General features: G+C 60.9%; 25 protein-coding genes and 1 pseudogene. 9 read left to right on the top strand and 17 right to left on the bottom strand.

What is annotated here, in order from left to right; translation table 11 throughout:
* Positions 1 to 122 precede the first annotated feature (122 nt).
* Positions 123 to 1328, top strand: coding sequence for a citrate synthase (locus tag AB4N42_RS15770; protein WP_030141650.1), 1206 nt, complete (start codon positions 123 to 125; stop codon positions 1326 to 1328).
* A gap of 61 nt (positions 1329 to 1389) precedes the next feature.
* On the opposite strand, the gene AB4N42_RS15765 is transcribed toward AB4N42_RS15770, so the two are convergent.
* The 3 genes from AB4N42_RS15765 to AB4N42_RS15755 form a co-directional block, all read right to left on the bottom strand.
* Entirely contained in the window at positions 1390 to 2763 is a 1374-nt protein-coding gene (locus AB4N42_RS15765) for an MmgE/PrpD family protein (protein WP_431145326.1), read from the bottom strand.
* Positions 2764 to 2837: 74 nt separating this feature from the next.
* Positions 2838 to 3146: a DUF4387 domain-containing protein gene (locus tag AB4N42_RS15760; protein WP_198795860.1), complete on the bottom strand. Its 309-nt coding sequence runs from the start codon at positions 3144 to 3146 to the stop codon at positions 2838 to 2840.
* A complete protein-coding gene (locus tag AB4N42_RS15755) occupies positions 3146 to 4558 on the bottom strand; it encodes an acyclic terpene utilization AtuA family protein (RefSeq protein ID WP_460114940.1) in 1413 nt (470 codons plus the stop codon). The genes AB4N42_RS15760 and AB4N42_RS15755 overlap by 1 nt, the downstream gene beginning before the upstream one ends.
* Positions 4559 to 5041: 483 nt before the next feature.
* On the opposite strand from AB4N42_RS15755, the gene AB4N42_RS15750 reads away from it, so the two are divergent.
* Positions 5042 to 5290 (top strand): hypothetical protein, encoded by a 249-nt coding sequence (locus AB4N42_RS15750; RefSeq protein ID WP_030141654.1) that lies wholly within the window; start codon positions 5042 to 5044, stop codon positions 5288 to 5290.
* Positions 5291 to 5311: 21 nt separating this feature from the next.
* Here AB4N42_RS15750 and AB4N42_RS15745 read toward each other — a convergent pair whose 3' ends face one another.
* Positions 5312 to 6187 (bottom strand): LysR family transcriptional regulator, encoded by an 876-nt coding sequence (locus tag AB4N42_RS15745; RefSeq protein ID WP_198795858.1) that lies wholly within the window; start codon positions 6185 to 6187, stop codon positions 5312 to 5314.
* Between the two features lie 123 nt (positions 6188 to 6310).
* On the opposite strand from AB4N42_RS15745, the gene AB4N42_RS15740 reads away from it, so the two are divergent.
* The 5 genes and pseudogenes from AB4N42_RS15740 to map all read left to right on the top strand — a co-directional run bounded on the left by AB4N42_RS15740 (position 6311) and on the right by map (position 10178).
* On the top strand, positions 6311 to 7180 hold the full coding sequence (locus AB4N42_RS15740) for an NmrA/HSCARG family protein (protein WP_198795857.1): 870 nt from the start codon (positions 6311 to 6313) through the stop codon (positions 7178 to 7180).
* Between the two features lie 122 nt (positions 7181 to 7302).
* Positions 7303 to 8665: pseudogene (chrA, locus tag AB4N42_RS15735) on the top strand (chromate efflux transporter).
* An 89-nt stretch (positions 8666 to 8754) separates the two neighbouring features.
* Positions 8755 to 9027, top strand: coding sequence for a hypothetical protein (locus AB4N42_RS15730; protein ID WP_198795855.1), 273 nt, complete (start codon positions 8755 to 8757; stop codon positions 9025 to 9027).
* Between the two features lie 165 nt (positions 9028 to 9192).
* Positions 9193 to 9405 (top strand): ParD-like family protein, encoded by a 213-nt coding sequence (locus AB4N42_RS15725; protein ID WP_030141658.1) that lies wholly within the window; start codon positions 9193 to 9195, stop codon positions 9403 to 9405.
* The gene (map, locus tag AB4N42_RS15720; protein WP_030141659.1) at positions 9402 to 10178 is read left to right on the top strand and encodes a type I methionyl aminopeptidase; all 777 of its coding nucleotides are present in this window, start codon (positions 9402 to 9404) and stop codon (positions 10176 to 10178) included. The genes AB4N42_RS15725 and map overlap by 4 nt, the downstream gene beginning before the upstream one ends.
* Positions 10179 to 10205: 27 nt before the next feature.
* Here the strand turns inward: map and AB4N42_RS15715 are convergent, their stop codons facing one another.
* Positions 10206 to 11108: a LysR family transcriptional regulator gene (locus AB4N42_RS15715; RefSeq protein WP_431147512.1), complete on the bottom strand. Its 903-nt coding sequence runs from the start codon at positions 11106 to 11108 to the stop codon at positions 10206 to 10208.
* 5 nt (positions 11109 to 11113) lie between these two features.
* Complete coding sequence (locus tag AB4N42_RS15710; protein WP_323154968.1) at positions 11114 to 11707, bottom strand: TetR/AcrR family transcriptional regulator; 594 nt, start codon at positions 11705 to 11707, stop codon at positions 11114 to 11116.
* A gap of 114 nt (positions 11708 to 11821) precedes the next feature.
* Here AB4N42_RS15710 and AB4N42_RS15705 point away from each other — a divergent pair, with 114 nt between their 5' ends.
* On the top strand, positions 11822 to 13258 hold the full coding sequence (locus tag AB4N42_RS15705) for an amidase (protein ID WP_217859716.1): 1437 nt from the start codon (positions 11822 to 11824) through the stop codon (positions 13256 to 13258).
* Positions 13259 to 13267: 9 nt separating this feature from the next.
* Here AB4N42_RS15705 and AB4N42_RS15700 read toward each other — a convergent pair whose 3' ends face one another.
* From AB4N42_RS15700 to AB4N42_RS15685, 4 genes are all read right to left on the bottom strand, one after another.
* Positions 13268 to 16285, bottom strand: coding sequence for an EAL domain-containing protein (locus tag AB4N42_RS15700; protein ID WP_460114939.1), 3018 nt, complete (start codon positions 16283 to 16285; stop codon positions 13268 to 13270).
* Positions 16273 to 17292 carry a substrate-binding domain-containing protein gene (locus tag AB4N42_RS15695; RefSeq protein WP_460116397.1) on the bottom strand — a complete coding sequence of 340 codons (1020 nt, stop codon included), beginning with the start codon at positions 17290 to 17292 and terminating at the stop codon, positions 16273 to 16275. Before AB4N42_RS15695 ends, AB4N42_RS15700 begins: the two co-directional genes overlap by 13 nt.
* 286 nt (positions 17293 to 17578) lie before the next feature.
* Complete coding sequence (locus AB4N42_RS15690; RefSeq protein WP_030141663.1) at positions 17579 to 17986, bottom strand: VOC family protein; 408 nt, start codon at positions 17984 to 17986, stop codon at positions 17579 to 17581.
* Positions 17987 to 18009: 23 nt separating this feature from the next.
* The gene (locus AB4N42_RS15685; RefSeq protein ID WP_460114938.1) at positions 18010 to 18435 is read right to left on the bottom strand and encodes a YciI family protein; all 426 of its coding nucleotides are present in this window, start codon (positions 18433 to 18435) and stop codon (positions 18010 to 18012) included.
* 296 nt (positions 18436 to 18731) lie between these two features.
* On the opposite strand from AB4N42_RS15685, the gene AB4N42_RS15680 reads away from it, so the two are divergent.
* Positions 18732 to 19427, top strand: coding sequence for an EthD domain-containing protein (locus tag AB4N42_RS15680; RefSeq protein ID WP_225936047.1), 696 nt, complete (start codon positions 18732 to 18734; stop codon positions 19425 to 19427).
* A gap of 100 nt (positions 19428 to 19527) precedes the next feature.
* Here AB4N42_RS15680 and AB4N42_RS15675 read toward each other — a convergent pair whose 3' ends face one another.
* From AB4N42_RS15675 to AB4N42_RS15645, 7 genes are all read right to left on the bottom strand, one after another.
* On the bottom strand, positions 19528 to 20661 hold the full coding sequence (locus tag AB4N42_RS15675; RefSeq protein WP_407683152.1) for an FAD-dependent oxidoreductase: 1134 nt from the start codon (positions 20659 to 20661) through the stop codon (positions 19528 to 19530).
* A 392-nt stretch (positions 20662 to 21053) separates the two neighbouring features.
* The gene (locus tag AB4N42_RS15670) at positions 21054 to 22523 is read right to left on the bottom strand and encodes an NAD-dependent succinate-semialdehyde dehydrogenase (RefSeq protein ID WP_217859721.1); all 1470 of its coding nucleotides are present in this window, start codon (positions 22521 to 22523) and stop codon (positions 21054 to 21056) included.
* A gap of 16 nt (positions 22524 to 22539) precedes the next feature.
* The gene (locus AB4N42_RS15665) at positions 22540 to 22980 is read right to left on the bottom strand and encodes a hypothetical protein (protein ID WP_460114937.1); all 441 of its coding nucleotides are present in this window, start codon (positions 22978 to 22980) and stop codon (positions 22540 to 22542) included.
* Complete coding sequence (locus AB4N42_RS15660) at positions 22961 to 23557, bottom strand: dihydrodipicolinate synthase family protein (protein ID WP_460114936.1); 597 nt, start codon at positions 23555 to 23557, stop codon at positions 22961 to 22963. The genes AB4N42_RS15665 and AB4N42_RS15660 overlap by 20 nt, the downstream gene beginning before the upstream one ends.
* A 25-nt stretch (positions 23558 to 23582) precedes the next feature.
* Positions 23583 to 24593, bottom strand: a complete 1011-nt coding sequence (locus AB4N42_RS15655) for an ornithine cyclodeaminase family protein (RefSeq protein ID WP_198795850.1) — start codon at positions 24591 to 24593, stop codon at positions 23583 to 23585.
* 98 nt (positions 24594 to 24691) lie between these two features.
* A complete protein-coding gene (locus tag AB4N42_RS15650; RefSeq protein WP_261978301.1) occupies positions 24692 to 25642 on the bottom strand; it encodes a LysR family transcriptional regulator in 951 nt (316 codons plus the stop codon).
* Positions 25639 to 26364, bottom strand: a complete 726-nt coding sequence (locus tag AB4N42_RS15645) for a FadR/GntR family transcriptional regulator (RefSeq protein WP_258647560.1) — start codon at positions 26362 to 26364, stop codon at positions 25639 to 25641. Before AB4N42_RS15645 ends, AB4N42_RS15650 begins: the two co-directional genes overlap by 4 nt.
* Between the last annotated feature and the right edge of the window lies 1 nt (position 26365).

Genomic DNA, 26365 nt, shown 5'->3' with positions numbered 1-26365 from the left:
GCTTATCAGCCGTCAGTCGCCTCACAAACCCAGACTGGGATTTTTCCGCCAATACACATTGACGACATGACGGCATATCTAATAAACATGTACGCCTTTCAATCAACTTGAGTGGGCCCGTCATGCCAGAACAAGAAGGCCTTTACCTCTCCGCAGACGAGGCGGCCGCCCTGCTCCGGGTCAGCCTGCCAACGCTGTACGCCTACGTCAGCCGCAAGAATATTCGCTCCATCAAGATCGCCGGGACGCCCAAACGTCGCTATTGGGCCGAGGATATCCAGCGGCTGGTGAAAGTCCCGGCGGCCGAGAAACCCGTGGCAAAACGCTCGCCGCCGTCGGACAGTGCAATTACGCTGATCACCGATGATGGGCTTTTTTATCGCGGCCATGACGTCGTCGAGCTCGCTGAACGCGCAACGGTCGAAGAGGTGGCCGAATTGATCTGGCAGGTGCCTTCGGCATTCGGCGAGTCGCTGCCTCGGGCCCCGAAGGACAGCGTCCAACTGCTGAAGATTTATGAGCATATGTCCGCCCAGGAAAAAGCCATCGCGCTTTTCCCCCTGGTTCAGCGAGAGAACCCCAAGGCGTTCGACCTATCCCCCGACAGCTACGCCCGTACAGGCGCCGATGTCGTGAGATGGTTTGCCGCGCTGGTCGTAGGGGCGACCGAGCCGAGCACGCAACCCTTGCACGAGTTCATCACCCGGTCTTGCGGTGCCCCGCCCGCCCATGCCGATCTGATTCGTCGCCTGCTGATCCTCAGTATCGACCATGAGCTGGACCACACCACCCACAGCGTCCGCGTCGCCGCCACGACCGGCGCCACCCCGTACTACGCCGTTATCGCCGCACTCGCCGCCGCACGGGGCCATAAGGTCGCCTATGGCAGGAATGAGGCAGCCAGCCGGATGATCGAAGAGATTTGTACCGCCGTAGACCCTACGCGGCCGATCTTGCAGCGCTACAACCAGGACGGACACATCGTCGGATTCGGCCCCAACGTCCACTCGATCAACGACCCGCGGGCCAGCAATCTCTTGGCCGCGCTGACCGCTGCCTTCGATGGCGACAGCGAGTTCATCAAGCTGCAAAAGGCTTTTTCGGTGGCCTCGGAGCTCGTTGCGTACCCACCGGAATTCATTCTCATGGTGAGCTTCATCGGCAGGAAACTGGGATTGCACGGGCAGGAAATTTCATTGGGAGGCGTAGGACGCTCCATCGGCTGGATTGCCCACGCCAGTGAGCAATACAACCAGCACCACGAGGGCCGGCCTCGCGCTCGCTACACCGGGATGTTGCCAACGGCGACCCATACCGGACGCCGCTGATTCCGCCTCGGGCGCTCCTTTTGGCGATGCCATTGGAGCGCAGGCACTTTTCGTACAAACCCTAGGAAACAGCCATCGCCATAAACAACGACTCGAACTCGGTTTGATCTTCAAGCCTCGCCACGAACCCAAGCACTGCGGCCTGTGCCGATGCGTCGATATGAGGCATCGCCATACGCCGGAACTTGCGTTCGAAGTCGCTATCGGTCATCGGCGTTTCTACCGATCCGGGCCCGGTGATCATCTCGCTCACCACTTGCTCGCCGGAAACCAGGGTCACGCGAACACGGTTGGCAAGGTGCCGTGGGAACAGCGCCGTCAGCGCCGGGTCCTCGACGACACTGGTCTTCTCCATCAAGGCAATCGCCGCAGGGTCGGCGATCATCTCGGCAGCGTACGAGCCAACCGTGATGTCACCGTCCAGCAACGCCCGGGCGACGTTATAAGGCAAGCTGTGGTCAGCCGTTTCGCGAGTTCTCGGCAACCATTTCTCAGGGGTATCGGCGAGCACTCGACGGTTGAATTCGGACGTTTCGATTGAAATCGCGGCAATGTCCTTCACACCGTCAATCCGCTTGCGGATATCCAGCGCCGCCCAGACGGCGGTGTGCAGCTCGCCGTTGGTGGGGAACGTCTTGGTCAGGGAGCGGCGTATGGCGTAGTCACCGTTGTCGGGTGTACCGAAACGATCAACATCCAGTTCGAATCGCCCCGAAACCTGTTTGAAGAAGCCCATCTCGCCTTCAAACACCGGCGACGGCCCTGTCATGCCATGACGCGCCAACTGCGCTGCGAAAATAGCGTTGCGCGCCGCATTGGCTGCGGAACAGCCCTTCCAATCGGACAGCGAACCGCTGCGCACTTGGCGCATAGCCAGGTGCCCACTCAGGGCGATGTTGATGGCTTGCTCGGTTTGCACCACGTCCAGCTTCATCAGGTTGGAAGCCGCTGCGGCCATCGCGACGTTGATGTAGTTGACGTGGTCCCAGCCACGCTTGTTCAAGCTGGCCGCATCCTGCAGGCGCATCTGGATTTCATAGGCCAGGACGATGGCCGAGACCAGCGCGGCGCCGGTTGCGTTTTCGGCTTGCGCCAGCGCCAGGCAGGCCGGGATGTTGTCGCTCGGGTGGCCGGGCTCCAGGCCCATGTAGCCATCGTTGTAGTCCAGGAAACGAACCATCAGGCCGTTGGTGAAGGCGGCGATTTCGGCTGTCGTCCTGAGGCGGGTGCCGAATACGCTGGAGGATTGCGCCGTATTCGCGGCGGCGTAACACAACGCTGCCTTGACCGGATCAGCCCCGTAGGCGCCCAGCACGCACGCCAGGCTATCGATAAAACGCTGGCGTACCAGCTTGATGATGTCTTCGGGCAGTCGCTGCTCCCGGAATTCGCAGGCGTAGCGCGCGAGCCGCCTCGCAACGGTCGAGTCCGTCATGATGACCTCAGGGGGTTGAATTGGATGGGCCTCGTCCATGAGGCGACTATGTCAAAGCGCGGGGCACCGCAGCCTCAGTCGATCACCACATCGAGCAGGCGCACATATTGCTGGCCGGCGTGCATGTCCCGCTCGACCATTCCGCCTTGGGGCGTTGTACGGGGATAGGAAATCTTGACCATTTCCAGGTCGGGCACGGCGATGCGCTTGACCCGTTCGGGATCAGCTCCGTAGAGACTTGCGAATTGCGCCGGGGACAGCGCCGCGCAGTCGCTATAGCGCTCGAAACTCTCGCGCCCGTTGAAAAAGACATCGAACGTGATCCAGAACGGTCCCGCCTGTTTGGATCGCACATGTCGGCAGACATCACGCAACTTGGTCATTATGCAAGCTCCTTTACAGCCATCGATCTATCCGATAAATCAAGCCACTCCAAGCGGACCAACTCCAAAGGATCTTCAAGTTGCACCACATGATTCAATTTGAATTCAAATATCTGCCCGCGAGGTATATCAGCCGGCGTAAAGGCAAATCCGTAGGACGGCAGTTCCTTGCCCATGACACTTGGATAATGGAAGAAATAAGGATTACAGGCGTGAGCAATGGTATTGGCCATTTCCTGAGTGGCAGCGGTTGCCACAAATAACATACCTATTTCAGGTGGCGGCAATGTTCCAGCGGCGGGCTTTACACCGGTAACAGCATTCCATCCATACATCCGCAGGGAAATATGAAACTCACCCAACTCCTCGGACGGAATGGATTGCCGGGTTCTTTTATAGAGCGCGTCCAGCAAACGATCATGAAAACCGTCAATATCCTTGAGCACGTCGGGATCCTGGATGCCCACCAACATGATGGTCTGATACATACCGGCCGCGGCGCCTTCCAACTTCATGGTGTACGGCATGGGTTCCCACCGCGAGCCTTCTACCCGGACAGCACGGCCATTCAAATCGGTGTAACGCGCATCGGCAACATTCAAGATGCCGCCGGGCTCCAGCAACCGAAACGGGTCGCTGTTCTCGTACAACATATGGGCCGAGACACTGTGGGGCGTGCACTGGTTGTCCTGGCTCAGCGGCTCGACTTCGAAGCCATTCGCGTCGACGCTCAACAAGATGCCCGACCCCAGCGTCGGGTTGACGGCACACTGCACGCCACATTCCCCGGTCTTGCCGGCGTGCCACGACGGGCCCCAAGGCGCGCCTTTCCAGATGGGGTAGCAGCCGATGACTGCGGTATCGGTCGAGCGGCCGGCCAATATGATATCGGCGCCTGCGTCCAGCGCAGCGAGAAAGGGCTCCACGCCGAGTGCCGCGACAATGTGCTCACAACTGTCCACCGTCTCATCGTTCAGCTCGGTATGAGGTGGGAGCGGCTTGATACGACCTTGCGCATTCAAGCGTTTAATTGTCTGCTTGTCCTGCTCACAATAAATGAGCGCAATCTTCGGCGACACGCCCAACTCCCGAGCGATCTCCACGGCAATATCCCGCGTCCAATCCAGATTGAGATCGCCGCCCGCCTGCCCCGCGGTCCCCACAATAATCGGTACACCGGACTTAGCCTGCGCCTTCATTAGAATGGTCAGGTCGCGCTTGACTGCACCGCGATTGTTCTTGGACTTTCCAAGTGCGAGATAGGCCGCACCGCTGTCCGTGGAACCTGCGTCCGTGGCAATGACTTGGGCCCCTGCCGCCAACCCGTATTCAATTTCTTCTTCGCGAACACCTGCTCCCAAAGAACCACAGGGAACGATTACCTTTACGCAACCTTCAAATAACTGCTCCATAACACCCTCTTCTTGGCGACTCAGTGGGCCAATAATAGGGTTTGTAATTACGTTGACAAGTGGACAGATTTTGTCCATATAGCCCTAAAAAAATGCCATCAGGTATTTATCAGGGAAACTTTCAAAAGCAACTTTCTCTGTAACTATCAGCCAAAAAAAAGACCCGTCGAATGCACATAAACGCGTTGGCGTGGAGGGTTTTCCTTATATTAGGGGGCGTTTTTTTTGGGTCGGTGCCAAAGCCGGATCCAGCCCTGAAATCGCATAAAAGCGCCCTTCATGGCGCCAACAATCCGTCACCAAACACCCACATGTAAAAACTTTTAAATAAGGTGCCATTTTCCCGACAGATGGCACAGGCGTCCCATTGCTGAAGGTTTGAAGGCAGGCTCATCATCCGCCGGGAAATCGCTGTGCGTTCAGGCGCCAAACCGCGCTGACACAGGACGTAATAACCGCATCGCTCAATGGAGCAACATTAGGATGATGACTGTCTATTTTCTTGTCATGACGATCTGTAGTGGCATGGAAGGCTGTGTGGAAGAGCGAAAAACCGGGCCGACCTACGCATCCAGGGAAATCTGCATTGAAACGGCCAAGGACATAACGCCGCGCAAAGGCGTTAAATATAAGTGCCGCAGCGAGCGGCTATGGGTTTCCAACGAAGTGAAACCCGTTGGAAGTTACGACGCGGTCGTTTCAACCAAGGTCAAGGAGCAGCCTCTACCCTGAGTTGGGCGCAAACGCTTCGCGTCATCCCTCCAGTACCAGCGACATGTCCGGGTACCGGGCGCACATGAAATCGACGAATGCCCGGACTTTCGGAGCGGCCAGGCGCCTGGACGTGTGCAGGACCCAAAGCTGCGCTTCGACCGTCGACACTGTCCCCCACTGAACCAATTCCCCACGGGCCAGTTGGCTCCAGGCAATGGACTGCGGAACAAGTGCCGCTCCACCACCGGCCACCGCGGCGTCGCGAATCATCAGGAACGAGGAAAACCAGAGCCTGGGGATCGGCTCCAGGATCAGGCGCCCATCGTCGAGGTTCCACTGGGTCGGCTGGAAGTTGGAGAACACGATAGCGGGAACGGCGCTGACTGCGCCGGGTTCTGGCTTGGCGACACCAGGCGCGGCCACGACCACCAACCGGTCCTTGGCGAAGCAGCGCCCGACCAGATTGCTGTCCGGGCGTGGGTTGATCCGGATGGCGACGTCAAATTGCTCCTCGACCAAGTCCACCAGGCGATCCTCCGCCAGCACTTCGATCGACACCTGCGGATAAGCCGCGCAGAACTCCGCCCCGATGCGCCCCATCGCCAGTTGCGAAAACAACACCGGAGCCGCCACTCGCAAACGCCCACGCGGCGTCGAGACGCCTTCCTGGGCCGCTGTCATGGCTTCGACGACTTCGCCCAACGGACCTTCGGCCCGGGCGATCAGCATTTCGCCGGCTTCGGTCAGCTTCAGTCCCCGGGCACTGCGCTCGATCAGCCTGACGCCCAATTGTTCTTCCAGCTCGGCGATGCGGCGCGACAGCGTAGCTTTCGACCGGCCGCTGGCACGGCTGGCCTTTCCCAATCCTGAATGGGTGGCGACCAGCGCAAAATCGATCAACGCGTTCAGGTTCATGGTGTTCCACTTTTGAAACGAGGTGTCTGCATTCTGGCGTCTTCGTTTTACCTCTGCAACGGCCTATCGTCTGCTCACTGCAATCGAAATCCCCCCTTGATAGCCGCGACAGGAGATTCATCCATGAGCATTTTGATCACAGGCGCCACCGGCACCATTGGTTCACTCATCACCGCACGACTCGCCGAGCAAGGCGCCGATGTAAAAGCGCTGGTGCGCCAGCCCGCCAAGCGGGAGTTTCCGGCAGGCGTCACCGAAGTCGTCGGCGACCTGACGGACGTAACCTCGATGCGCGCAGCCCTTGCCTCGGTGCGCACGCTGTTCCTGCTCAATGCCGTCACGCCCGACGAAGTGACACAGGCATTGATCGCGCTGAACCTGGCCCGTGAGGCCGGCATCGAGCGCATTGTCTACCTGTCGGTCATACACGCCGACAAATTCACTAATGTTCCGCACTTCACCGGCAAGCACACGGTGGAGCGCATGATCGACAGTCTCGACATTCCGGCGACTGTCTTGCGCCCGGCGTACTTCATGCAGAACGAGCTCATGGTCCAGCAGACCATCCAGGACTACGGGGTCTACCCGATGCCGATCGGCTCGGCGGGCGTCTCGATGGTCGATGTGCGCGACATCGCCGACATCGCCGTCGCCGAGTTGCTGCGACGTGACCGGGCGCCTGCTGCGCTTGAACGTGTCACGCTGGAACTGGTCGGCCCGCGCGCCTTGACCGGTGCATCCGTGGCGCAGGCCTGGCGTTCAGCCCTGGGTCGCGAGGTCGCCTATGGCGGCGACGACGTGGCCGCCTTCGAAGCGCAAATGGCCTCGTTCGGCCCAGGCTGGCTGGCCTATGACATGCGCCTGATGATGGCCGGTATCCAAAGGTTCGGCATGCAAGCCGAGGCAGGTACCGTTGAGCGATTGCAAGCCATCCTCGGCCGGCCGCTGCGCACCTATGAAGCGTTCGTTCGCGAGGCTGTCGGCAACGCCTGAATGCTCAGGTGTGGTGTTCTGCCGGTGGGAAGCCATTGCTTCCCACCTCGGCCGACAAATAGCTTTCCATTTTTCGATGAACCGATACTGTAGCGACATCTCATTTTTCCGAGCTGTCGCTCATGAATCCCGAGCTTGCCAAATCTGCCGTCGAAACCGATCTTCCGAGACCTGAGCCCATCAGCTTGCGCGTTGCCTTCTGGTTCTGGCTGAAACTGGGTTTCATCAGCTTCGGCGGCCCTGCGGGGCAGATTTCGATCATGCACCAGGAGCTGGTCGAGCGGCGACGCTGGATCTCCGAGCGACGCTTCCTCCACGCGCTCAACTACTGCATGTTGCTGCCCGGGCCCGAGGCCCAGCAATTGGCGACCTACATCGGCTGGCTGATGCATCGTTCCTGGGGCGGCGTGGTCGCGCAGCGCCCTGTTCGTCCTGCCCTCGCTCTTCATCCTGATCGCGCTGTCCTGGATGTACATCGCCTTCGGCGAAGTCCCGGTGGTGGCCGGCCTGTTCTATGGGATCAAGCCCGCTGTCACGGCGATCGTCGTTCAGGCGGCGCATCGAATCGGTTCGCGGGCATTGAAGAACAATTGGCTGTGGGCCATCGCCGCGGCTTCGTTCACGGCGATCTTCGCGTTCAACGTGCCCTTCCCCCTGATCGTGCTGGGTGCAGCGCTTATCGGTTATGTCGGTGGCCGCCTGGCACCGGAGAAATTCCAGGTAGGCGGACATGGCGCCGCGAAAAAGTCGTTCGGCCCGGCCCTGATCGATGACGAAACGCCCACCCCCGATCACGCCCGTTTCAGTTGGCCGAGGCTCGCCTTCCTGGCGATGCTGGGTGTGTTGTTGTGGAGCCTGCCGATGGGCTTGCTCACCGCGCTGTTCGGCTGGGAAGGCACGTTGACGCAGATGGGCTGGTTCTTCACCAAAGCTGCCCTGCTGACCTTCGGCGGCGCCTATGCAGTGCTGCCTTATGTCTATCAAGGCGCGGTCGGCCACTACGGCTGGTTGACCCCGACCCAAATGATCGACGGCTTGGCGCTCGGCGAAACCACGCCCGGACCGCTGATCATGGTGGTGGCTTTCGTCGGGTTTGTCGGCGCCTATGTCTCGCAGGTGTTTGGCGCCGACCAGGTGTTCCTGGCGGGTGCCGTTGCGGCAGCCCTGGTGACCTGGTTCACCTTCCTGCCCTCCTTCCTGTTCATCCTGGCGGGCGGCCCGCTGGTGGAATCGACCCACAACGAACTCAAGTTCACCGCACCACTTACCGCGATTACCGCGGCGGTGGTCGGGGTGATCCTCAACCTCGCGTGTTTCTTTGGCTATCACGTGCTCTGGCCAAGCGGATTCAGTGGAAGCCTCGACTGGCCTTCGGCACTGATTGCGCTGGCGGCGGCGATCGCGCTGTTTCGCTTCAAGCGCGGCGTGATCCAGGTGTTGCTCGGTTGTGCGCTGGTGGGCTTGGCCGTGCACCTGATGCGCTAGGGGCCAGAGCATTCTCCAGAGGCAACTTTTCCAGAAACAGATGTCTACCGGATGCGCGGTGCTTGCCGCCTCACTGGAGACGTTTTCCCATGCGCCACCTCACCACCTTCGCCTTTGCAATCATGTGCGTGACGGCGCAGCAGACCCATGCTGAAGACCTCGACCGGGCCCGGGAGCAATATCGGCGTTATTGGGCACAACAGCGGGAAGCGGAAAAAACCGAACGGGAGAACGATTCGCACCAAAAGGCCCAGGAGGCAATGGCTCGGGAAAAACGCAGGCATTACGAGCAGAGCCAGCGTGACGACGCCAGGCGCAGGTCGGAGTTCTATCGCCAGCGCGACAACGCTCGTCGCCAATGAATGGAGCATGACGGTTGTGGAGATGAAGCGCGTCGCGTGAGGGATCTTGCCACGCGTCGAGGACCTGGCCTGACCGGTCCCTTGAGGAGCGGCAGGAAAAAAGACGCTGGCCCATGAATATATGAAACGTATATGCTTCACCTACGTTTCATATGGGAGCTACACATGGGCATTGTCAACATCGACGACGAACTCCACGATCAGCTGCGCAAGGCAACCAAGGTGTCCTGCCGCTCGATCAACGCGCAGGCGGCCTTCTGGATCAAGGTCGGCATGCTGTGCGAGACCAGCCCGACCCTCAGCTTCAACGAGATCATCCAGCGCGAGCTCAGTGACGCCGGTGTCACCGCGCAGCCACTGGAGGCCAGCTATCAATGATCAAGCGACCCGAGGAAGTGGCCTTGATGGCTGAATCCGGCCGGCTGCTGGCGTCAGTCTTCGAGCGGCTGGACCGGACCTCTTTGATCGGCTTGTCGACGCTTCAGATCGATGAAATGGTCGAGCATATGATTGTCCGGGACCTCCAGGCCCGCCCTGCCAGCAAAGGGCAGTACGGGTATGGCTTCGTGCTGAACTGCTCGATCAACGAGGTGGTCTGCCACGGAGTGCCGTCGCGCTCGCAGGTGCTCCAAGACGGCGACATCGTCAATCTCGACATCACCTTGGAGAAGAACGGCTATATCGCCGACTCCAGCAAGACGTACCTGATCGGCAACGTCGATCCAGTTGCCAGGAAACTGGTCCGGGTCACCTACGAAGCGATGTGGAAAGGCATCCGCAGCGTCCGCCCGGGTGCGCGCCTGGGCGACATCGGCTCAGCCATCCAACGCCATGCCACGCTCAACGGATATTCGGTGGTCCGTGAATACTGCGGCCATGGCATCGGCCGGCAAATGCACGAAGAACCCCAGGTGCTGCACTTCGGCAGGCCGGGGACCGGGCTCGTCCTGCGTGAAGGCATGGTCTTCACCATCGAACCGATGCTCAACCAGGGTGCGCCGCACGTCAGGACCGAGGCCGACGGATGGACCGTGGTCACGAAGGACGGGGCGCTTTCCGCGCAATTCGAACACACCGTGGCGGTGACGCCTTGCGGTTTTTCGGTATTGACGTTGCGTGCTGATGAATCGGGCATGGTGGACGACCGATAGTTTCAGCGTGATGGGCACCGCTGTCGTTCAATCGCTGAGATAACGTTCGAAACGCGCTGCCAGAAAGGCCCTCAACATCTGTACCGCAGGCGTCAGCGAAGTTCGGTGGGCGCACACCAATTGGAGCGGTGCTGGCTGGCCATAGTCCGGCGGGAAAACTTCCACCAGGCGGCCACTGCGCAGGTCGTCCATGACGTCGAGCCTGGATTTGTAGACGATCCCCTGCCCCGACACCGCCCAGCGCCTGACAATATCCGCATCATCGCTGATGCGATTTCCGGCAACCTGGACCGTCTCCACACCTCTGGGCGTCTGGAAACTCCAGCGTTCGAACGTCTGGTCCCCCATCACATAACGAAGGCAATTGTGCCGGCTCAACTCGGCGGGTGTCTGTGGCCGACCATGGCGTGCGATGTAGTCCGGGGATGCGCACACGGTCCGCCTGTTGGAAGGCTCCAGCGCCAAGGACACGAGGCTCGAGTCGGCCAACTGGCCGTAGCGGATGCTCGCGTCGAGGTGCTCGCTGAACAGATCCGCCACCTGGTCGCTGACGCGCAACTGCAACAGCACCTTGGGGTGCAACTGCTGGAACTCGTCCAGCCACGGCAGCAACAGGTTGCGCCCGATGTCCGAAGGCATCGACAGCCGCAGCGTCCCGGCCACTTCGTCGCGTCCCTGGGCCAGGGCAAGCTCGCCGTCCCCCAACGCTTCCAATGCCTGCCGCGCATGCGCCAGGTAGCGCTCGCCGTCATCCGACAGACGCAGCCGCCTCGTGGAGCGCACGAACAACCGCACGCCCAGGCTGGCTTCGAGCCGTTGCACCGCGACGCTCGCGAGTGCAGGAGAAATGTCCAGCAACCGTGCCGCCGCTGAAAAACTGCCGACGTCCGTCGTGGCCACGAACACCTGGAGGTCATCGACTCGAATGATTTTTTTCACGCTGCAGGGTCTCTCGATTCACCGGCGATTTTTTTCCGAACCATCGCCACGAGGTTTTCGCCGACGCCCTCGATGCTGTGGTTCTGCGCAACGACCTGGGCCCCCTCCATCAAATAGGTGAGTTCCATCGCCACTTGGTTCGGCTCGGCCAGGCCGGCTTCGACACAGAGCGCCACCAACCGGAGGAACTGACGTTTTTTGTGCTCTTCGATGAGGGCGCGGGCTGGATGTGCCCGCTCAGGGATCTCTGCCAATGAATTGGTGAACGGACAACCCCGATAGGATGAGGCCGACAAGTCCTGTGCGATGAACTCGGCAAAGCCGAGAAGCTGCGCCTTGGGATCACCGGCGCGCTGCGCGGCCAGGGTTTCGAAAATGTCGGAGTATTGCTCGACGAGCAACCGCAGCCACTCAAGCACCAGCGCGTCTTTCGAATCGAAATGGCGGTAGACGGTCATCTTGGTCGATTTGGCCTTTGCCGCAATGGCATCCACCGTCACCCGACTGATGCCTTCGGTAAAAAACAGTTCCTCGGCTGCATCGAGAATCCTTTCTCGAGGGGCCAACTGGGGAATTCGTTCGGGCCGCATGAGATCTCCGCTTGACTTAAATACTCAACGGTATCGTACTATACCGAACAGTATCGCTCGATACTGATGAGTAAATCATAACGCTTTTGCCAGGCTATTGGCTCGGAGAATGTGATGAAACCCGCTGAATACGCCAAATACGATGCACTGGGCCTGGCTGAGCTGATCGCCAACGGTCAAGTCACCCAAGCCGAAGTCCGGGCCGCGGCACTGTCCGCCATCGAACAGCTCAACCCAAGGATCAATGCCATCGTTGAGGTTTGGGAAGATGAACCCGAGGCCGCTACCGGGCCGTTCGCCGGCGTGCCCTTCCTGGTCAAGGACCTGGGCTTGACCCGAAAGGGGCGTCTGAATGAATTGGGCAGTCGCCTGGCGGCCGGGTGTGTCGCCGAGGGGGACTCCAACCTGATGGCGCGCTTGCGGCAGGCAGGGCTGGTCACTCTTGGCAGGACCAGCACACCGGAACTGGCGGCCAGCACTACCACCGAAGCGGTTTTTTCGGGACCGACACGCAACCCCTGGGCGCTGGGTCGCAGTGCGGGTGGCTCCAGCGGTGGCTCGGCCGCCGCCGTCGCCGCGGGCCTGGTTCCTGCCGCGCACGCCACCGATGGCGGCGGTTCGATCCGTGTTCCTGCAGCCTCCACTGGGTTATTCGGCCTCAAGCCCAGCCGGGGCAGGATTTCAATGGGCCCGGCGGTGGATGAGGTGTGGGCCGGGCTCGCGGTCCATGGGGTGGTCAGTCGCACCGTGCGCGACAGCGCTGCCCTGCTGGATGCTACCCAGGGCGCAGCCGTGGGCGATCCCTTCGAGATCGCCAAGCCGCAGCATGCCTATTTATCGGAAGTGACCCGCGAGCCGGGAGCTCTGCGCATTGGCCTTCTGCTGCATCCACTGAATGCCAGCCATTGCGCCGCACCGATTGCCAATGCGACTCGCCATGTGGCCGGCCAGCTCCAAGGCATGGGACACAACGTGGAAGAGGTCTGCCTGGACATTGGCCTCGGCTGGGAAGGTTTTGTCGAGATGAATGCCCGGTTCTGGTCGGCCAACACCGCTGCCTGGATCAACGCCATCGCCGCTGGAACCGGCCGCCCCGTCGATGCCAGCACGCTTGAGCCGGCCACGCTTTCGCTGCACCGGATGGGCAGTGAACTCACTGCCATCGATTTGCTGGAGGCCATGCATTACAGGAATGTCGTGACCCGCAGCCTGGGTAACTTTTTCTGCCAATACGACATCCTGCTGAGTCCGACGTTGCCAGCGCTGCCGCCCGCAATCGGTAGGTACAACGAGGGCCAGGAGCAGTTGGATGGCAAGGGCTGGATGGAACGCGTATTCAACCACTCGCCTTTCACTGCGTTGGCGAATGTAACGGGGACCCCTTCCATGTCGGTGCCGCTGGCATTTGATCCGGAAACGGGCCTGCCGATCGGCGTGCAGTTCTCGGCGGGTTTTGGTCGGGAAAACATGCTGCTGCGCCTGGCAGGACAATTGGAGCGTGCATTGCCTTGGACGGCGCGAATACCTGAGGTCTGGGCTGGGAAGCTATGACACGCTGAACTAACGCCCAGGCATTGGACGGCCCGGGCGTTTTACACCGTGCGCCTGTCCTGTCGAGTCCGGATTCAGGGTGCGGCTTGACTGAGGCAATCGTGGCATACGCAGCAACAGGCTGATTTCCTCTGCGCTGACGGCCTTGCTGAAAAAGTGACCTTGAATTTCATCGCAGCCGTTTTCCCGCAGGAACGTTTGTTGCTCTTCGGTTTCGACACCTTCGGCGATCACTTTGAGGTTCAGTTTGTGCCCCAACGAAATCACCGCGGTGGCGATAGCCTTGTCGTTTTCGTTGTCGGGCAGGTCGCGCACGAAAGACTGGTCGATCTTGAGCCTCGCAATCGGGAAGCTCTTCAACGCTGCAAGGCTGGAATAACCGGTGCCGAAGTCGTCGATCGAGAGACTGGTGCCCATTGACTGCAGCGCCTTCATTTTACTGATGGCTTGCTGGAGGTCTTGCATGATCAGGCTTTCGGTCAGCTCCAGCTCAAGGTACATCGGCTCAAGCCCGGTTTCCTGCAGGGCATGGTTGACCCGGTCGATCAGGTTCCTTTCGACGAACTGGCGCGCCGAGATGTTCACCGACACGGTGATCGGCGGCAAGCCGGCCGCCTGCCACGCCTTGTTCTGCCGGCACGCAGTGTGGATCACCCAGTCGCCGATGGGCACGATCAGGCCGGTTTCTTCGGCCTGGGGAATGAACTTGATGGGCGACACCATGCCAAGCTCGGGGTGCTGCCAGCGAATCAACGCTTCCACGCCAATGATCTGGCCCGACTGCAAGTCCACCTGTGGCTGGTACAGCAGCAGGAACTCGTCATTGTCGAGGGCGTTTCGAAGCCCATCCTGCATGGCCAGCTTGCCCTGTACCTGGGTGTTCATCTCGCTCGTGTAGAACTGGAAGCTGTTGCGACCCAGCTCCTTGGCCCGGTACATGGCGGCGTCCGCATTGCTGATCAACGTATCGGTGTCTGCGCCGTCGGCAGGGTAAGTCGCCAGCCCCATGCTGCAGGTGACGTGGAGTTTATGGCCGCTGAGGTGGATCGGTTGCAGGATCGCTTCCTGGAGCTTGTGCAGGACGGGCGTCACGCCGTCGAGGTCCGAGGGCTGGTCGAACAGGATGATCACGAATTCGTCGCCACCCAGCCGCACAACGGTGTCGGTCCGGCGGACACACTCCACCATGCGCTGGGCCACCGTCTTCAGCAGTTCATCCCCAGCACTGTGCCCGAGGCTGTCATTCACCAGTTTGAATTTGTCCAGGTCGAGAAACACCACCGTTACCAGCCGGTTGTAGCGCTGGGCATAGAGCATGGCCTGCTTGAGGCGGTCTTCGAGCAGCGTGCGATTCGGCAACCCGGTCAGCACGTCATGATCGCCCATGAAGCGAATGCGCTTTTCCGTCAACTGGCGTTCGATGGCAATCCCGGCGAGGGGTGTCGCCAGATCGATCAGTTGCGTCTCGGCCCGGCTGGGGCTGCGCACGGTCTTGGCATACAACGCGAACGTCCCCAGTACCTTTCGCTCATGGGACAGGATCGGCGTCGACCAGCAGGCGCGAAACCCGTAGGGCTCGGCGATTGAACGGTATGCCTCCCACAGCGGATCCTGCTGGATATCCGTGACGATCACCGGTTCTCGGCGATACGCCGAAGTACCACATGAACCGACGTTCGGACCGATTTCGATCCCGTCGATGATCTGGCTATAGGCTTTGGGCAAACTGGGCGCGGCCCCGTGGTGCAGGTGCTTGCCTTCCTCATCCAGCAAGAGGATCGACACCATCATGCCCTCCAGCTGGGACTCGACCAGGTGAGCCAGGCTGTCGAGCACCTCGGCAAGCTCGGTGCTCCTGGCGATCAGCTCCAGGACATGGCCTTGTCCGGCACGAATGATCGCCTCCTGCTCCAGCCGGCTGTTCTGCACGGCGAGCCGTTCAGTGGCGATGCTCAATTGGGCGGTTCTTTTTTCCAACTGAAGCCGGTCCTCAAGAAACTGATTCACCGCCCGCGCCATGTTGCCGATCTCGTCGTTCCCATGGTCCGCCATCATCAAATGCGTTTTGTCCGCATGCTCCTGGCGCAACTGCCGGCTTATCTCATTCAGGCGCACGAGCACATGGCGGCCCATGAAGACCCGGGTCACGAACCAGGCGAGCACCAGGCTGGCGCCCAACATGATCAGTACCCATTGCTGGCTACGGTTCGAGTCCTCCACCAGCCGCTGCACGGCTGCGCGATAGTCCTCGGTGTACGCATTCGATTGCGCACGGGCCAAGGTGACCAACACCCCGGCCTGATTCTGCAACTCCTCGTTGAAGCGCTTTATGACGTTGTGCTGATCGACGAGCATCCCGCGCAGGAAAAACAGATCGGGCTTGCCCATGTCAGCGTCAAGTGAAGCGGCTTCGGGTGACAAACGTTCATAGCGTACCCGCAGCCGCTGCACGGCCTCACCGTCAGCCGCCTGCGACAGATCGAAAAGCAACACCGCTCGCTCCAGGCTGGCCGGGGTGCTTGCCGCCGTTAACCGGGCGGTGTGATCCTCCAGGGCCTGCTCGAACGTGATCTCGGTTTGCAGCAGGCTTTCACGCAACTGTGCAACGATGTTGGCGGTATTGCGGAACAACTGGCTCGACTGATGCATATCGAGTATCGCTACGGCACTGTTCGCGGCGGTCAACTGCTGAACCAGTTGGTCCAGGGCGCCAAGCTGTTCGACGGTCGCGGCATAGCTTGATCGCAGGACGTCTGGTGAACGGGTGGTCAGGAGCTGGTCAGTCTGGCGCTCGATCAGCAATGTACGCTGCACCATGTCCTGGCCATATTGCATGCGGACCAACCGCTCGTCCGTCAGTTGGCGAGTGGCGTTGTTCGAGGAGCGCAACGCGTAGACCGCCGTGGCTCCCCCCGCGAGGATCAACAGCGCCAGCGCCACAAACGCCAGCGCGAACTGGGCGCGGAGTGATTGTGGCCAGAGCTGGCGTCCAAGCCGGGAAAAAATATCCAACATCAAGGGTTCCATTGGCGGCGATAGATGTCTCGATAGCCGTTATCCGGATCGTACTGGGATTTTTTTCCGCCATCGAAGGCGACATTGTCGGCGTTGACCAAGTGGATCGGCGCGATGAAGCCGCTCACTGGCTGGCCTGCAAACAACCGGTTCAATTCGTCCATTACTTGCCAGCCATGCAGGTTGAGCGGCTCGGCGACGGTAACGGTCTGGTAGGTTTTCGCCTGGATGCGCAGGAAAGCCGAAGCGCTGCCATCCCCGGCAGACAAAAGACTGATGCCATTGCTGGGTATCGCGGCGCCGGTCAACGAGGCAATCGAGTAGTCGAAATAGATATCGTTGATCGCCAGCGTGTGGGTCCAGCGCTTGCCATAGCGCTGGAGCAGTTCCCGGGTCACGGCAGGCATCTTCTCGCTGCTTTCGGAGATCGCGACATCGCGCACTTCCAGCATCGAACATCCCTGACAGGCCCGAATGACGTCCTCCATGGCCTTGGCTTTGGTCATGGCGATGCTGTACTTGGAGTCAGTGAGAATGACCACGCCGGCCTGTCCGTTTGACTGCGCCACCGCCGCCATGGCGGTAAGCCGTGCCACTTCAAGCGGGTCGCTCGTGACGTTCATGGCCACCGGCGTACCGTCAATCGGCCCGGGGTGCGCCCCGGCGTGCCAGCCGACCACCGGGATGTCCTTGTCGGCGAAGCGCATCAGCGCCGCGTTGTTCTCAAGGGCATCGGAGCCGCACAGGATGAGGCCGTCGGGCTTCGCCGCCAGGGCATCGGAAAAAGCCTTGGCGCGACCGGACGCGGAGCCTGCGCCATCGAATATCCTCAGCGTCCAACCCATCGCACTGGCTGCCTCCCGGGCCCCCTGCGCGACACCGACAATGCCACCGTTGCGCAAGTCCTCTGCGACCAGCGCAATACTCTTGCCCCGCTGGGCTGGCGGACCGGCCTGCGGACCGCTCCAGCGGACGGCCCCGAGGGTGGCCTTGGCTACGATTTCCTGGGCTTGGGCCACCGTCACCGTGGCAGCCGCCTCGTTCGGTTGCTCCTGGCCGTAGCCGGAAGTTGCCGCAAGGAAACAGGACACCGCAATTGACGTCATCCAGCGTAGCGACGGCCCGATCAAACAGGTTCGATCACCCCAAATGAGGCGGGATCCAGGGCCGGTGGCGCGTTCATAGTCTGGCATGGCGTCCCTTTGCCAAGAATGCAGTACCGAAAGGATAGCCGGGTTCTGCAACTATCAAGTCCTTTTCAGGTCGCCGGCCGCTTCCAGGCCGGCGACCCTGGCTACGCCCGGCCTATTGGCGCCCCTCGTAGTTGACCATCCAGGCGATCCCGAAACGGTCTTCGAACATGGCGAAGCGTTCCGCCCAGAACGTCTTCGCCAAGGGCATGTGCACGCTGCCCCCCGCACTCAAGCCCTTGAAGAGCCGCTCGGCCTCCTCCGCGCTGTCGACGTTGAGAGAAACCGACACGCCTTGCGGCTTGCGATACGGCTGGCCTGGCGGGCAGTCGGACGCCATCAGGCTGAAATTGCCCACGGTCAGGCAGGTGTGCATGATCAGGTTCGGGTCCTTGGGCATGCCGACATCTTCTGGCGCCTCGGCAAAGGACATGGAAAACAGCTCGCCGCCCAGCACGTCCTTGTACAACGCAAAGGCTTCCTTGCAACGGCCATCGAAGGTCAGGTACGGAATGATTCTCATGGTGTGCTCTCCTTTCATCGGTTTCACGACTGACTGGATATCTGCGCCCGCAGGCGTTCTTCCTGTGCCTGTAGTTCGGGGGTAAAGCTCTCGCCGAATTCCTCGAGTTCGAAGATCTGGCGGATCTCGATTTCACTGTCGCTGACCATCGGGTTCGGACAGCGCTTGACCCAGTCGATCGCCTCTTGCAGTGACTGGACCTTGAAAATCCAGAACCCGGCGATCAACTCGCTTGTCTGGGCGAACGGCCCCTCGACGACGGTCCGGTCCTTGCCGGAAAACCGTACGCGCACGCCCTGGGCACTGGGATGCAGGCCTTCGTCGGCGAGCATCACCCCCGCCTTGACCAATTCTTCGTTGTAGGCACCCATGGCAGCCAGCAGCTCCGCGCTGGGCATTTCTCCGGCTTCCGACTCCGGACTGGCCTTGACGATCACCATAAATCGCATGCTCATATCTCCTGGGGAATGAATGGATCAGGCCGTCCGTGTGGCGGCTCTACAGGGTAGTCGAATGGCGATGACTCGAATCGACAGCGTGGCGGCGTTTTTTTTTCGAAGCGTGGTAAAGCCCGGGAATGAGTTGATCAGGCATGGCATTGCGCGATACCTGGCAGCCGAAATAGCGATTGGTTAGCCGCCCGACCCTCGCCTTATATTTTCAGGGTCAAAAAGTCCGTCGATGATAATAAAGCGAGAGTCCGCTCATGATTAAGATGCTAGCCGCTGTGCGCAGGAAACCCGGCATGACCCATGTTGAATTCCTCGACTACATAGAGCACCAGCACGGAAAGATCGCCCAAGCCAAGCCCCTGGGCGTCAAGCGCTACGTCCAGAACCACGTCATCGACGCAGCCTTTGGCGTCGATTCCGATAACGCCTACACGCAAACATTTCACAGGGATTCCATAACGGAATTGTTCTTTGAAAACATGTCGGACCTGATCGCCACCTTCAGCGACCCCTATACCCAGCAAACCACGGGACCTGATGCCAAGAACTTCGCTGACCTTTCCAAACAGGTTGCGCAACTGATGGATGAGGTCGAACTGTCCGAAACCGGCACATTGCCCACGAATTGGAAGGCCATGCTTTTCCTCAAAAAGAACCCCGCGGTGCAGCTCGAGGCTTTTTTCAGCGCCTGGGATCGCGCTCATGCTGCGGCAGCGAGTGAATGTCCGGCGTTCCAGAAGGCTCTGCGCAGGCACGTTCGCGCCCGGTATATGCCCGAAGGTGACCGGGTGACGTCTTATTTCGGGCCGGACATAGGCGTCTACGAAGGCGTTTCCAGCCTGTGGTTCGAAAACGAAGCGGACCTTCAAGGTTTTCGGCAGTACCAGAGGTCGTTGTTCCAGCAGCTTTCCGACGAAGGGATCGCGCTGTCGTCAGAATCGTTTTTCGTCTACGTGAAGGAAGTCGTCATTCTCGATCTGGGCCAATAGACCTTCAGCCATTACCGCCGGACGATTGTGAAATCAGGACCGGCCCGGAATAAAAAAGGACGACTATCAAAGCCGTCCTTTTATTTATGCCGGCCCGGGCTCAAACAGGCTCGGCCAATAGCGCGGTGGACTCGCGCATGATCTGGGCATGCTCGTCTTTATCACCACCATTCTTTTCCAGCTCGCACAGACGCGCGGAGTTCTCCACCACCAGTTGGCACCGCTCCCAACGTCGCGCTTCGAATCGGGCCAGGGCTGTCTGGAGATCACTTTCGGCGAGCAGTTCCTCAGCCAGCACGATGGCGCTCTCGATGCCAATTCCAGCCCCGGAAGCCAAGTGCGGCGTGGTGGCGTGCACGGTATCCCCGATCATCACGATGCGGCCTTGGTGCCAGGGTAACGGCACCAATAGATTGGCCAGCGGACGATAGTCGATACTGGCGCCCGACTCGTACAGCTGCGGCACCAGCGCTTGCAGGATCGGGGCTGGGAACTCGCCCAGCAGACGGGCCATCTCACCCGGCCAGGTGGCCGGATCGATCCACTCGGAAAAATCGCGGTTCTCCATCAGGAACATGTACATGTGCGTGTCGGAAATCGGATTGACACCGACCTTGGTGCGCCCCAGCCAGTGAGTCGGGCGGACGATTTCCGGCGGGCGCCTCAGCACCGCGCGCCAGACACTCTGATGGATGGGTTTTGGCGACGGTGCTTGCGGGAAAAATTCCTTGCGCATCCGCGAATGCACACCGTCAGCGGCGATGACCAGGTCATAGCGTCCAGCAGTCCCGTCGGTGAACGACACTTCAATGCCATCGTCCTGGTGGCTGATGGTGTCGTAGCTGATGCCGAGGCGCACGCGGGTGCCCACTTCCCTGGTTTTTTCGGCGAAGATCCGGGCCAGCACCGGGCGCAGGATGCCGCCGCCACAGGGGATCGGTTTATCGCTGACCGGAGGTCGAAGTGCCAATTGCACGATCAGCTCACCTGCCGGTGAAAACACATCGAAGTTGGTCGACAGGTACCCTTCCCCAGCCACCCGCTCAAGGATTCCAATCGTATCCAAGGCTCGCAACGTAGGCCCACTGAGGGTGATACCCGCCCCCAGCGGACACCACAGTGGGTCTATTTCCACCAGGTCGACTTCGACGCCCTGGCGGGCGAGTTGGATAGCCGCGGTCATACCGGAAAACCCGCCTCCGATCACCAGGACCTTATTGACTGCTGCAATCATCGCGCTCTCCTAATTATTCTTATTTCAATCGGGCGGACATTGCCTGGCGCACCGACAAGCTCTGCGGCGTCATCGAATCAACGCCGCAGAATCATGAGAATGCCGACGAAATATGCCGGATCAGCCACGAGACTATCGAATCGGGAATCAGCGCTGAAATCGCTTTGCACAATCCGAGGTATCGCTGCCGGCGATGGGTCTGCCAGCGCCACACACAATCCAGCCACCCCAAACCCGTGGCGAGGGAGCTTGCTCCCGCTTGGGTGCGAAGCGCCCACAAGAAAGGGCCGCTACGCAGCCCAGCGGGAGCAAGCTCCCTCGCCACAAAAGCGCTCGGCGGTGCATCAGCCAAGAAGGTGCAAGCCCAGGCATCCATGGACCAGGCACAGGTTTCACACGCTTTCCAAGCCATCCCAGCAGAGGTATTTCACTTCAAGGAACTCGTCGATGCCCAGGTGGGATCCCTCTCGCCCGAGACCGCTCTGTTTCACGCCACCAAAGGGTGCGACTTCATTTGAAATCAGGCCGCAGTTGATGCCCACCATGCCCGATTCGATGCGCGCGGCGTTGCGCCAGATGCGTGCCGCGTCACGGCTGAACAGGTACGCCGCCAAACCGAACTCGCTGTCATTGGCCATCGCGATGGCCTGGTCATCGTTGTCGAAACGCACCAGCGGCATGACCGGGCCGAAGATCTCCTCGCGAGCGACCCGCATCCCGTGGGTCACATCGGTGAGCAAGGTGGGCTGGAAAAAACACCCGCCGAGGGAATGAGGTTTGCCACCCGCCAGCAGCCGGGCACCTTGTGCCAGTGCATCATCCACCAACGCCTGGGATTTTCGTACGGCCGCGTCATCGATCAACGGCCCGACCTGCACGCCAGGCTCCAGGCCATTGCCCACCTTCAGGCGCGCCATCCGCTCAACGATGCGCTCGGCCAATGCGTCATGAACCCCCGACTGCACCAGCACCCGGTTCGCGCCGATACAGGATTGCCCGCCGTTGCGAAACTTGGCCACCATCACGCCGTCGGCTGCCGCATCGAGGTCCGCATCGTCGAAGACAATGAACGGAGCGTTGCCGCCCAGCTCCATGGAGCATTTCTTGACCGTCTGCGCCGCTTGCGCCAACAACAGCCGGCCCACTTCGGTGGACCCCGTGAAGGTGAGTTTGCGCACCAACGGGTTGGCCGTGAGCTCACCGGCAATGTCGCGAGTGTCATTACCGGTGATGACACTGAAAACGCCGCCCGGCACACCCGCGCGCAGGGCCAGTTCAGCGAGCGCCAACGCGGTCAAAGGTGTCTGGCTGGCCGGCTTCACCACCATGGTGCAACCGGCCGCGAGGGCTGGAGCGGCCTTGCGCGTGATCATCGCGGCCGGGAAATTCCAGGGCGTTATCGCCGCGCAGACGCCGATGGGCTCGCGCAGTACGACGATGCGCTGAGTGTCCTTCACCCCCGGAATCAGATCACCGCGCACCCGTGTGGCTTCTTCGCCAAACCATCGCACGAAAGACGCCGCGTAATCGACTTCACCGCGCGCCTCCTCCAGTGGCTTGCCCTCCTCCAGGGTAATCAGCGTGGCAATGTCCTCGCGATGTTCGACCATCAGCTCATACCAACGGCGCAACACCTCGCCACGGCGCTTGGCCGTCAAGCGACGCCACGGGCCGAAGGCGTCGTGCGCCCCATCGATAGCCTGCCGGACTTCAGCTTCGCGACAGCGCGGCAACTCGGCCAGCACCGTCTGATCCACCGGGTTGCGCAACGTGTACCGACCGTGCGGCGTCTCGGCCAGCCATTGTCCAGCGATGTAGGCGTCGGTACGCCACAGCGTGGGATCCTTGAGTAAATGTTTCACTGTGCAATCCTCCCCATCAGCACGGATGGCGCCCGATCATGAAGGCGCTGTCCGGGTCCGAAGTCACCGGCAACCCCGACGCAACCAAGCCTTGGCGCAGCGACTTCATGAAGCGATCCGGGACGCGCATCGCCGGGGCACGCAACGGGCCGCCATTGAAGCCGGCGAGCCAGTCCTGGTATTTCCACATCGTCCGGTTGAGCACACCGGTACCGCCGGCGTAGCTTTGCGCAGCAGCGCCGTTGGCACCGCGGGCCGGATTGACCTTCCAATACAGTTCCATCGCCTCTTCAAAACGACCCGTGCGCGCCAGTTCGAACGCTTTCGGGTAGTAGTCGCTCATCCAGGCGGTGTTGCTGGTGCCGGAGAACTGCAGCTTCATCAGGCTCATCAAGGGAATCGCGTCACCTTCGATCGGGCAACTGATCACCACCTGGTCACGGAAGTGGTGGTACATCTCGCAAATCCCCATGCGGCAGTGGGAACCCTTGCTCCGATTTGATCGCCGCGATGTTCGGGCAATCAGCCAACAGCCGCCGGACCAACTCCAGGGACATACCCGCCGGATGCACCCGTTCAAAGCCCCACAACGGAATCGGGAACAGCATCACGGCAAGGTCCGTCGCGTCGCAGAACGCCTTGGTGTAGTCGTATATTTCCTGCTCGTTGGTCGGCCAGAACTGCGGTGGATAGGACAGCAGGACAATATCCGCACCGGCATTCTCGGCGAGCTTCACCGCCTCGATGTTCTCGGCAAGCGTCCCAAAAGCCGCGTGGAAGAACAGGATCAGGTTTTTCCCCGACTCACGGGCCCAGGCCGTGAACTGCGCGTTCTCCTGGGGAGAGATCGCCAGTTCGCTGCACAGCAACGTGGCGCTGTAGCCCAGGCCGACCGTATGTTCAATGTCGTGGCGAATGCCACGTTCGTTGAGTCGCTTCAGATCGGCACTGAAGCTTGGGATGGTGACAGCCGAGCAGCCCACCAGGTTTTCCCGCGCCCAGGCACGGGCGTCCGCTTTCTTGTATGTGGCCATGATGATTTCCTTTGGACAGTGAGGGTTATTTCGAGACAGGGACAATGCTGGCCGGCAGCTCGATGCCGAGGCCTTGTTGCCGGGCGCGCTCGTACAGCGCTTGGGCGATGACGACGTCCTGCAGCGCCGAGCCCACCGATTTGTAGAGAACGATGTCGCTTGCCTGCTGGCGCGGGGTGACACGGCCCGCGACCAGGTCCGACAGCGCGACCAATTTGTCGGCGACATACACGCCGGCACTGATCGCGGCGATGGCGTCACCGGTATCGTGGAGCACCTCTTGCGGCATATCCGCGACAATGCAGGCGGCTCGCTCCATCGTGACCGGATCAACCTCCCGTTGCTCAGGCAAGGTGGAACCCAACGACACGACCGTGGCGCCCGGGCAAAGCCACGCGCCTTGCAACACCGGAGACTCGTCACGGCTGCGGGCGGCACAGATCACCACGTCAGCGTCCCGCACCGCCTCCTGGGCGCTGCTCACCGCCTGGATATCCAGCCCGGGCCTGAAGCTTTCGGCAAAACGCTCACGGCTCGCGGGCGTTGGACTGAACACCCGGACATGGGACACGTCGCGCACGGACTTGAGGCAGTCCAGCGCACCCCGCGCCTCGAACCCGGCGCCAATCACCCCCACCCGCAGCGCTCGCTTGGGCGCCAGCAAATCGACCGCCAGCGCAGCGGTGGCGGCGGTACGCAGACCGGTCACCCGGTTGCCGTCGATCAGCGCACTGAGGGCCATGGTCTGCTGGTTGAACAAGGCGATCAGGTAGCTGGCGCAGCGCGCCCGCATGGAAGCGGCAATCAACTTGCAGCCCATCTGGCCACCGGTGGGTGGTACGGCGGTCAAACTGCGCAGCCAGAGCCCGTCGCCACGTGCCATGGAACGAGGCGGCACCATCGCGTCGGACGTCGGATGGGCATACGCCTCGGCGAGTGCGGCGACGGCAGTGCCCCAATCGGCGAGAGAGGCAACATCGGCATCGCTGAGGAAAAGCGTCGGGGCGATGACTTGGGATTCTTGAGCGTGATGCATGGTGCGAACCTCGCAATCGGTATCAATCGTTGGTTGACTGACACCCTACGAGGCGCTCCCCGCACCGAATACTGCTGGGGAGCGAAAGCAGCTATCGCTTAAGTCGATGGCATGGACAGGTTGCAGATCAACCGGCGCACCTCACGGGAGGCACGCGTCACCGGGCGCCGGGGCGACTCCGCCAGGACAACGAAGCGCTCGAGGACCGGCTCGACGATTCGCGATGACACCAATCGCTGATCCAACGAGCCCGGCAGCACCGACGCAATGGCATAGCCGCCCCCCGCCGCCACGACTTCGTACTGCAGCTGGACGGAATCGGCTTCCACGGCCACGGATAATTCGACACCTTGATCGTCGGCCAAGTGGTCGAGCCTGGCCCTCAACAGATGCGGCCGCCCGGGTACGACCAAGGGCAATCCAGATAACTGCTTCAACGGAATGTCCCGACTGGCGAAAAGAGGATCGACGGCAGGCCCCACCAGATGCAGTGGGAGCCTGGCCAGCAGATGCGCTTGCCCGATGCTCGCCTCACTCTCGCGCAGCACCAGCGCCATATCCAGGCGACCGTCGTGCAACTGCTCTTCGAGTTGAGCACTGGCGCCCTCGATCAAATGCAACCTTACCCCGGGCATCTGCGCCCGCACCGTGGAAAACAGCGTCCCCGCGAACCGCCGCACCGCTGAGGGCAACATGCCCACGACCACCTCGCCCACCGGTTTTCCACGCAGGTTGCGAATGTCGTCGGCAAGGCCCTCCGCATCCGCGAGAAGGCCGGATATACATGGCAACAGCTGTTCACCGAATTCGGTCAGGACCACGCCTCGTCCGGTGCGATGGAACAGGCGTTCGCCACATTGCGACTCGAGCAAGGCGATATTGCGACTGACCATGGATTGCGGCATATCCAGCAATACGGCCGCTTTGCTGAGGCTGCCCGCCGCCACGACACGGACAAACAAGGTCCAGCGCGGATCGATGATGGTCAGCGCCGAGGCGGGGTACTGCGTTGTCGTTTCCGGCATCTGGGCGTTTTGGATGGTTGTCATGTCAGCAGCTCGTTGCGGGCCTGATGCAGGTACTCGCGACTGTCCTGGAGGTGCAGGCGCATGGCCGCGCGTGCGTATTCGGCGTCTTGATTGAAGATCGCCTGGTAGATCTGCTCATGCTCGCTTTGCATGCGCTGCTCGTAGTGCAAAGGCTCATCGTGGAACAGCCGCGCGGAATCCAATCGGCTGCGCGGAATGATGACCACGCCCAGGTTGAGCAGCGTGTTGGCGATGTAGTGATTGCCGGTCGCCTCGGCGATGCCCAGATGGAACTGGAAATCCAGCGCCGCCCGATCATTGAGGCTGACTGCCGGCTGTCCGAGCTGATCGAGCAGCGCTCGCAAACCGGCCAGCTGATCCGGGCGGCGGCGTTGCGCGGCGAGCCCGGCGGCTTCGACTTCCAGGCCAATCCGGAACTCCATGATCGCCAGGGAATCGACGATGACACCAATCGTCGCCGGGTCGATGAAGGTCTTCAATGACAGCGTGCTATCGCGCACAAACGTACCGATGCCGTGGCGTGTCTCGACCATTCCGGCGGCCTGCAGACGCGACATCGCCTCGCGCACCACGGTCCTGCTGACCCCGTGTTCGTGCATGAGGGCCGACTCGGTGGGCAATTGTTCTCCGCTACGCAGTCGCCCCTCGATGATGTGCTCGGAAAGCAGCACCTCAAGCCCTCGGGAAAGACTGCCGCGTTTTTTTCCTTCCGACGCACGCACG

Source organism: Pseudomonas sp. H2_D02, from assembly GCF_054677635.1.
Note: the sequence above shows the minus strand (reverse complement) of the source record. Positions and strands in the feature narration are given on the sequence as shown.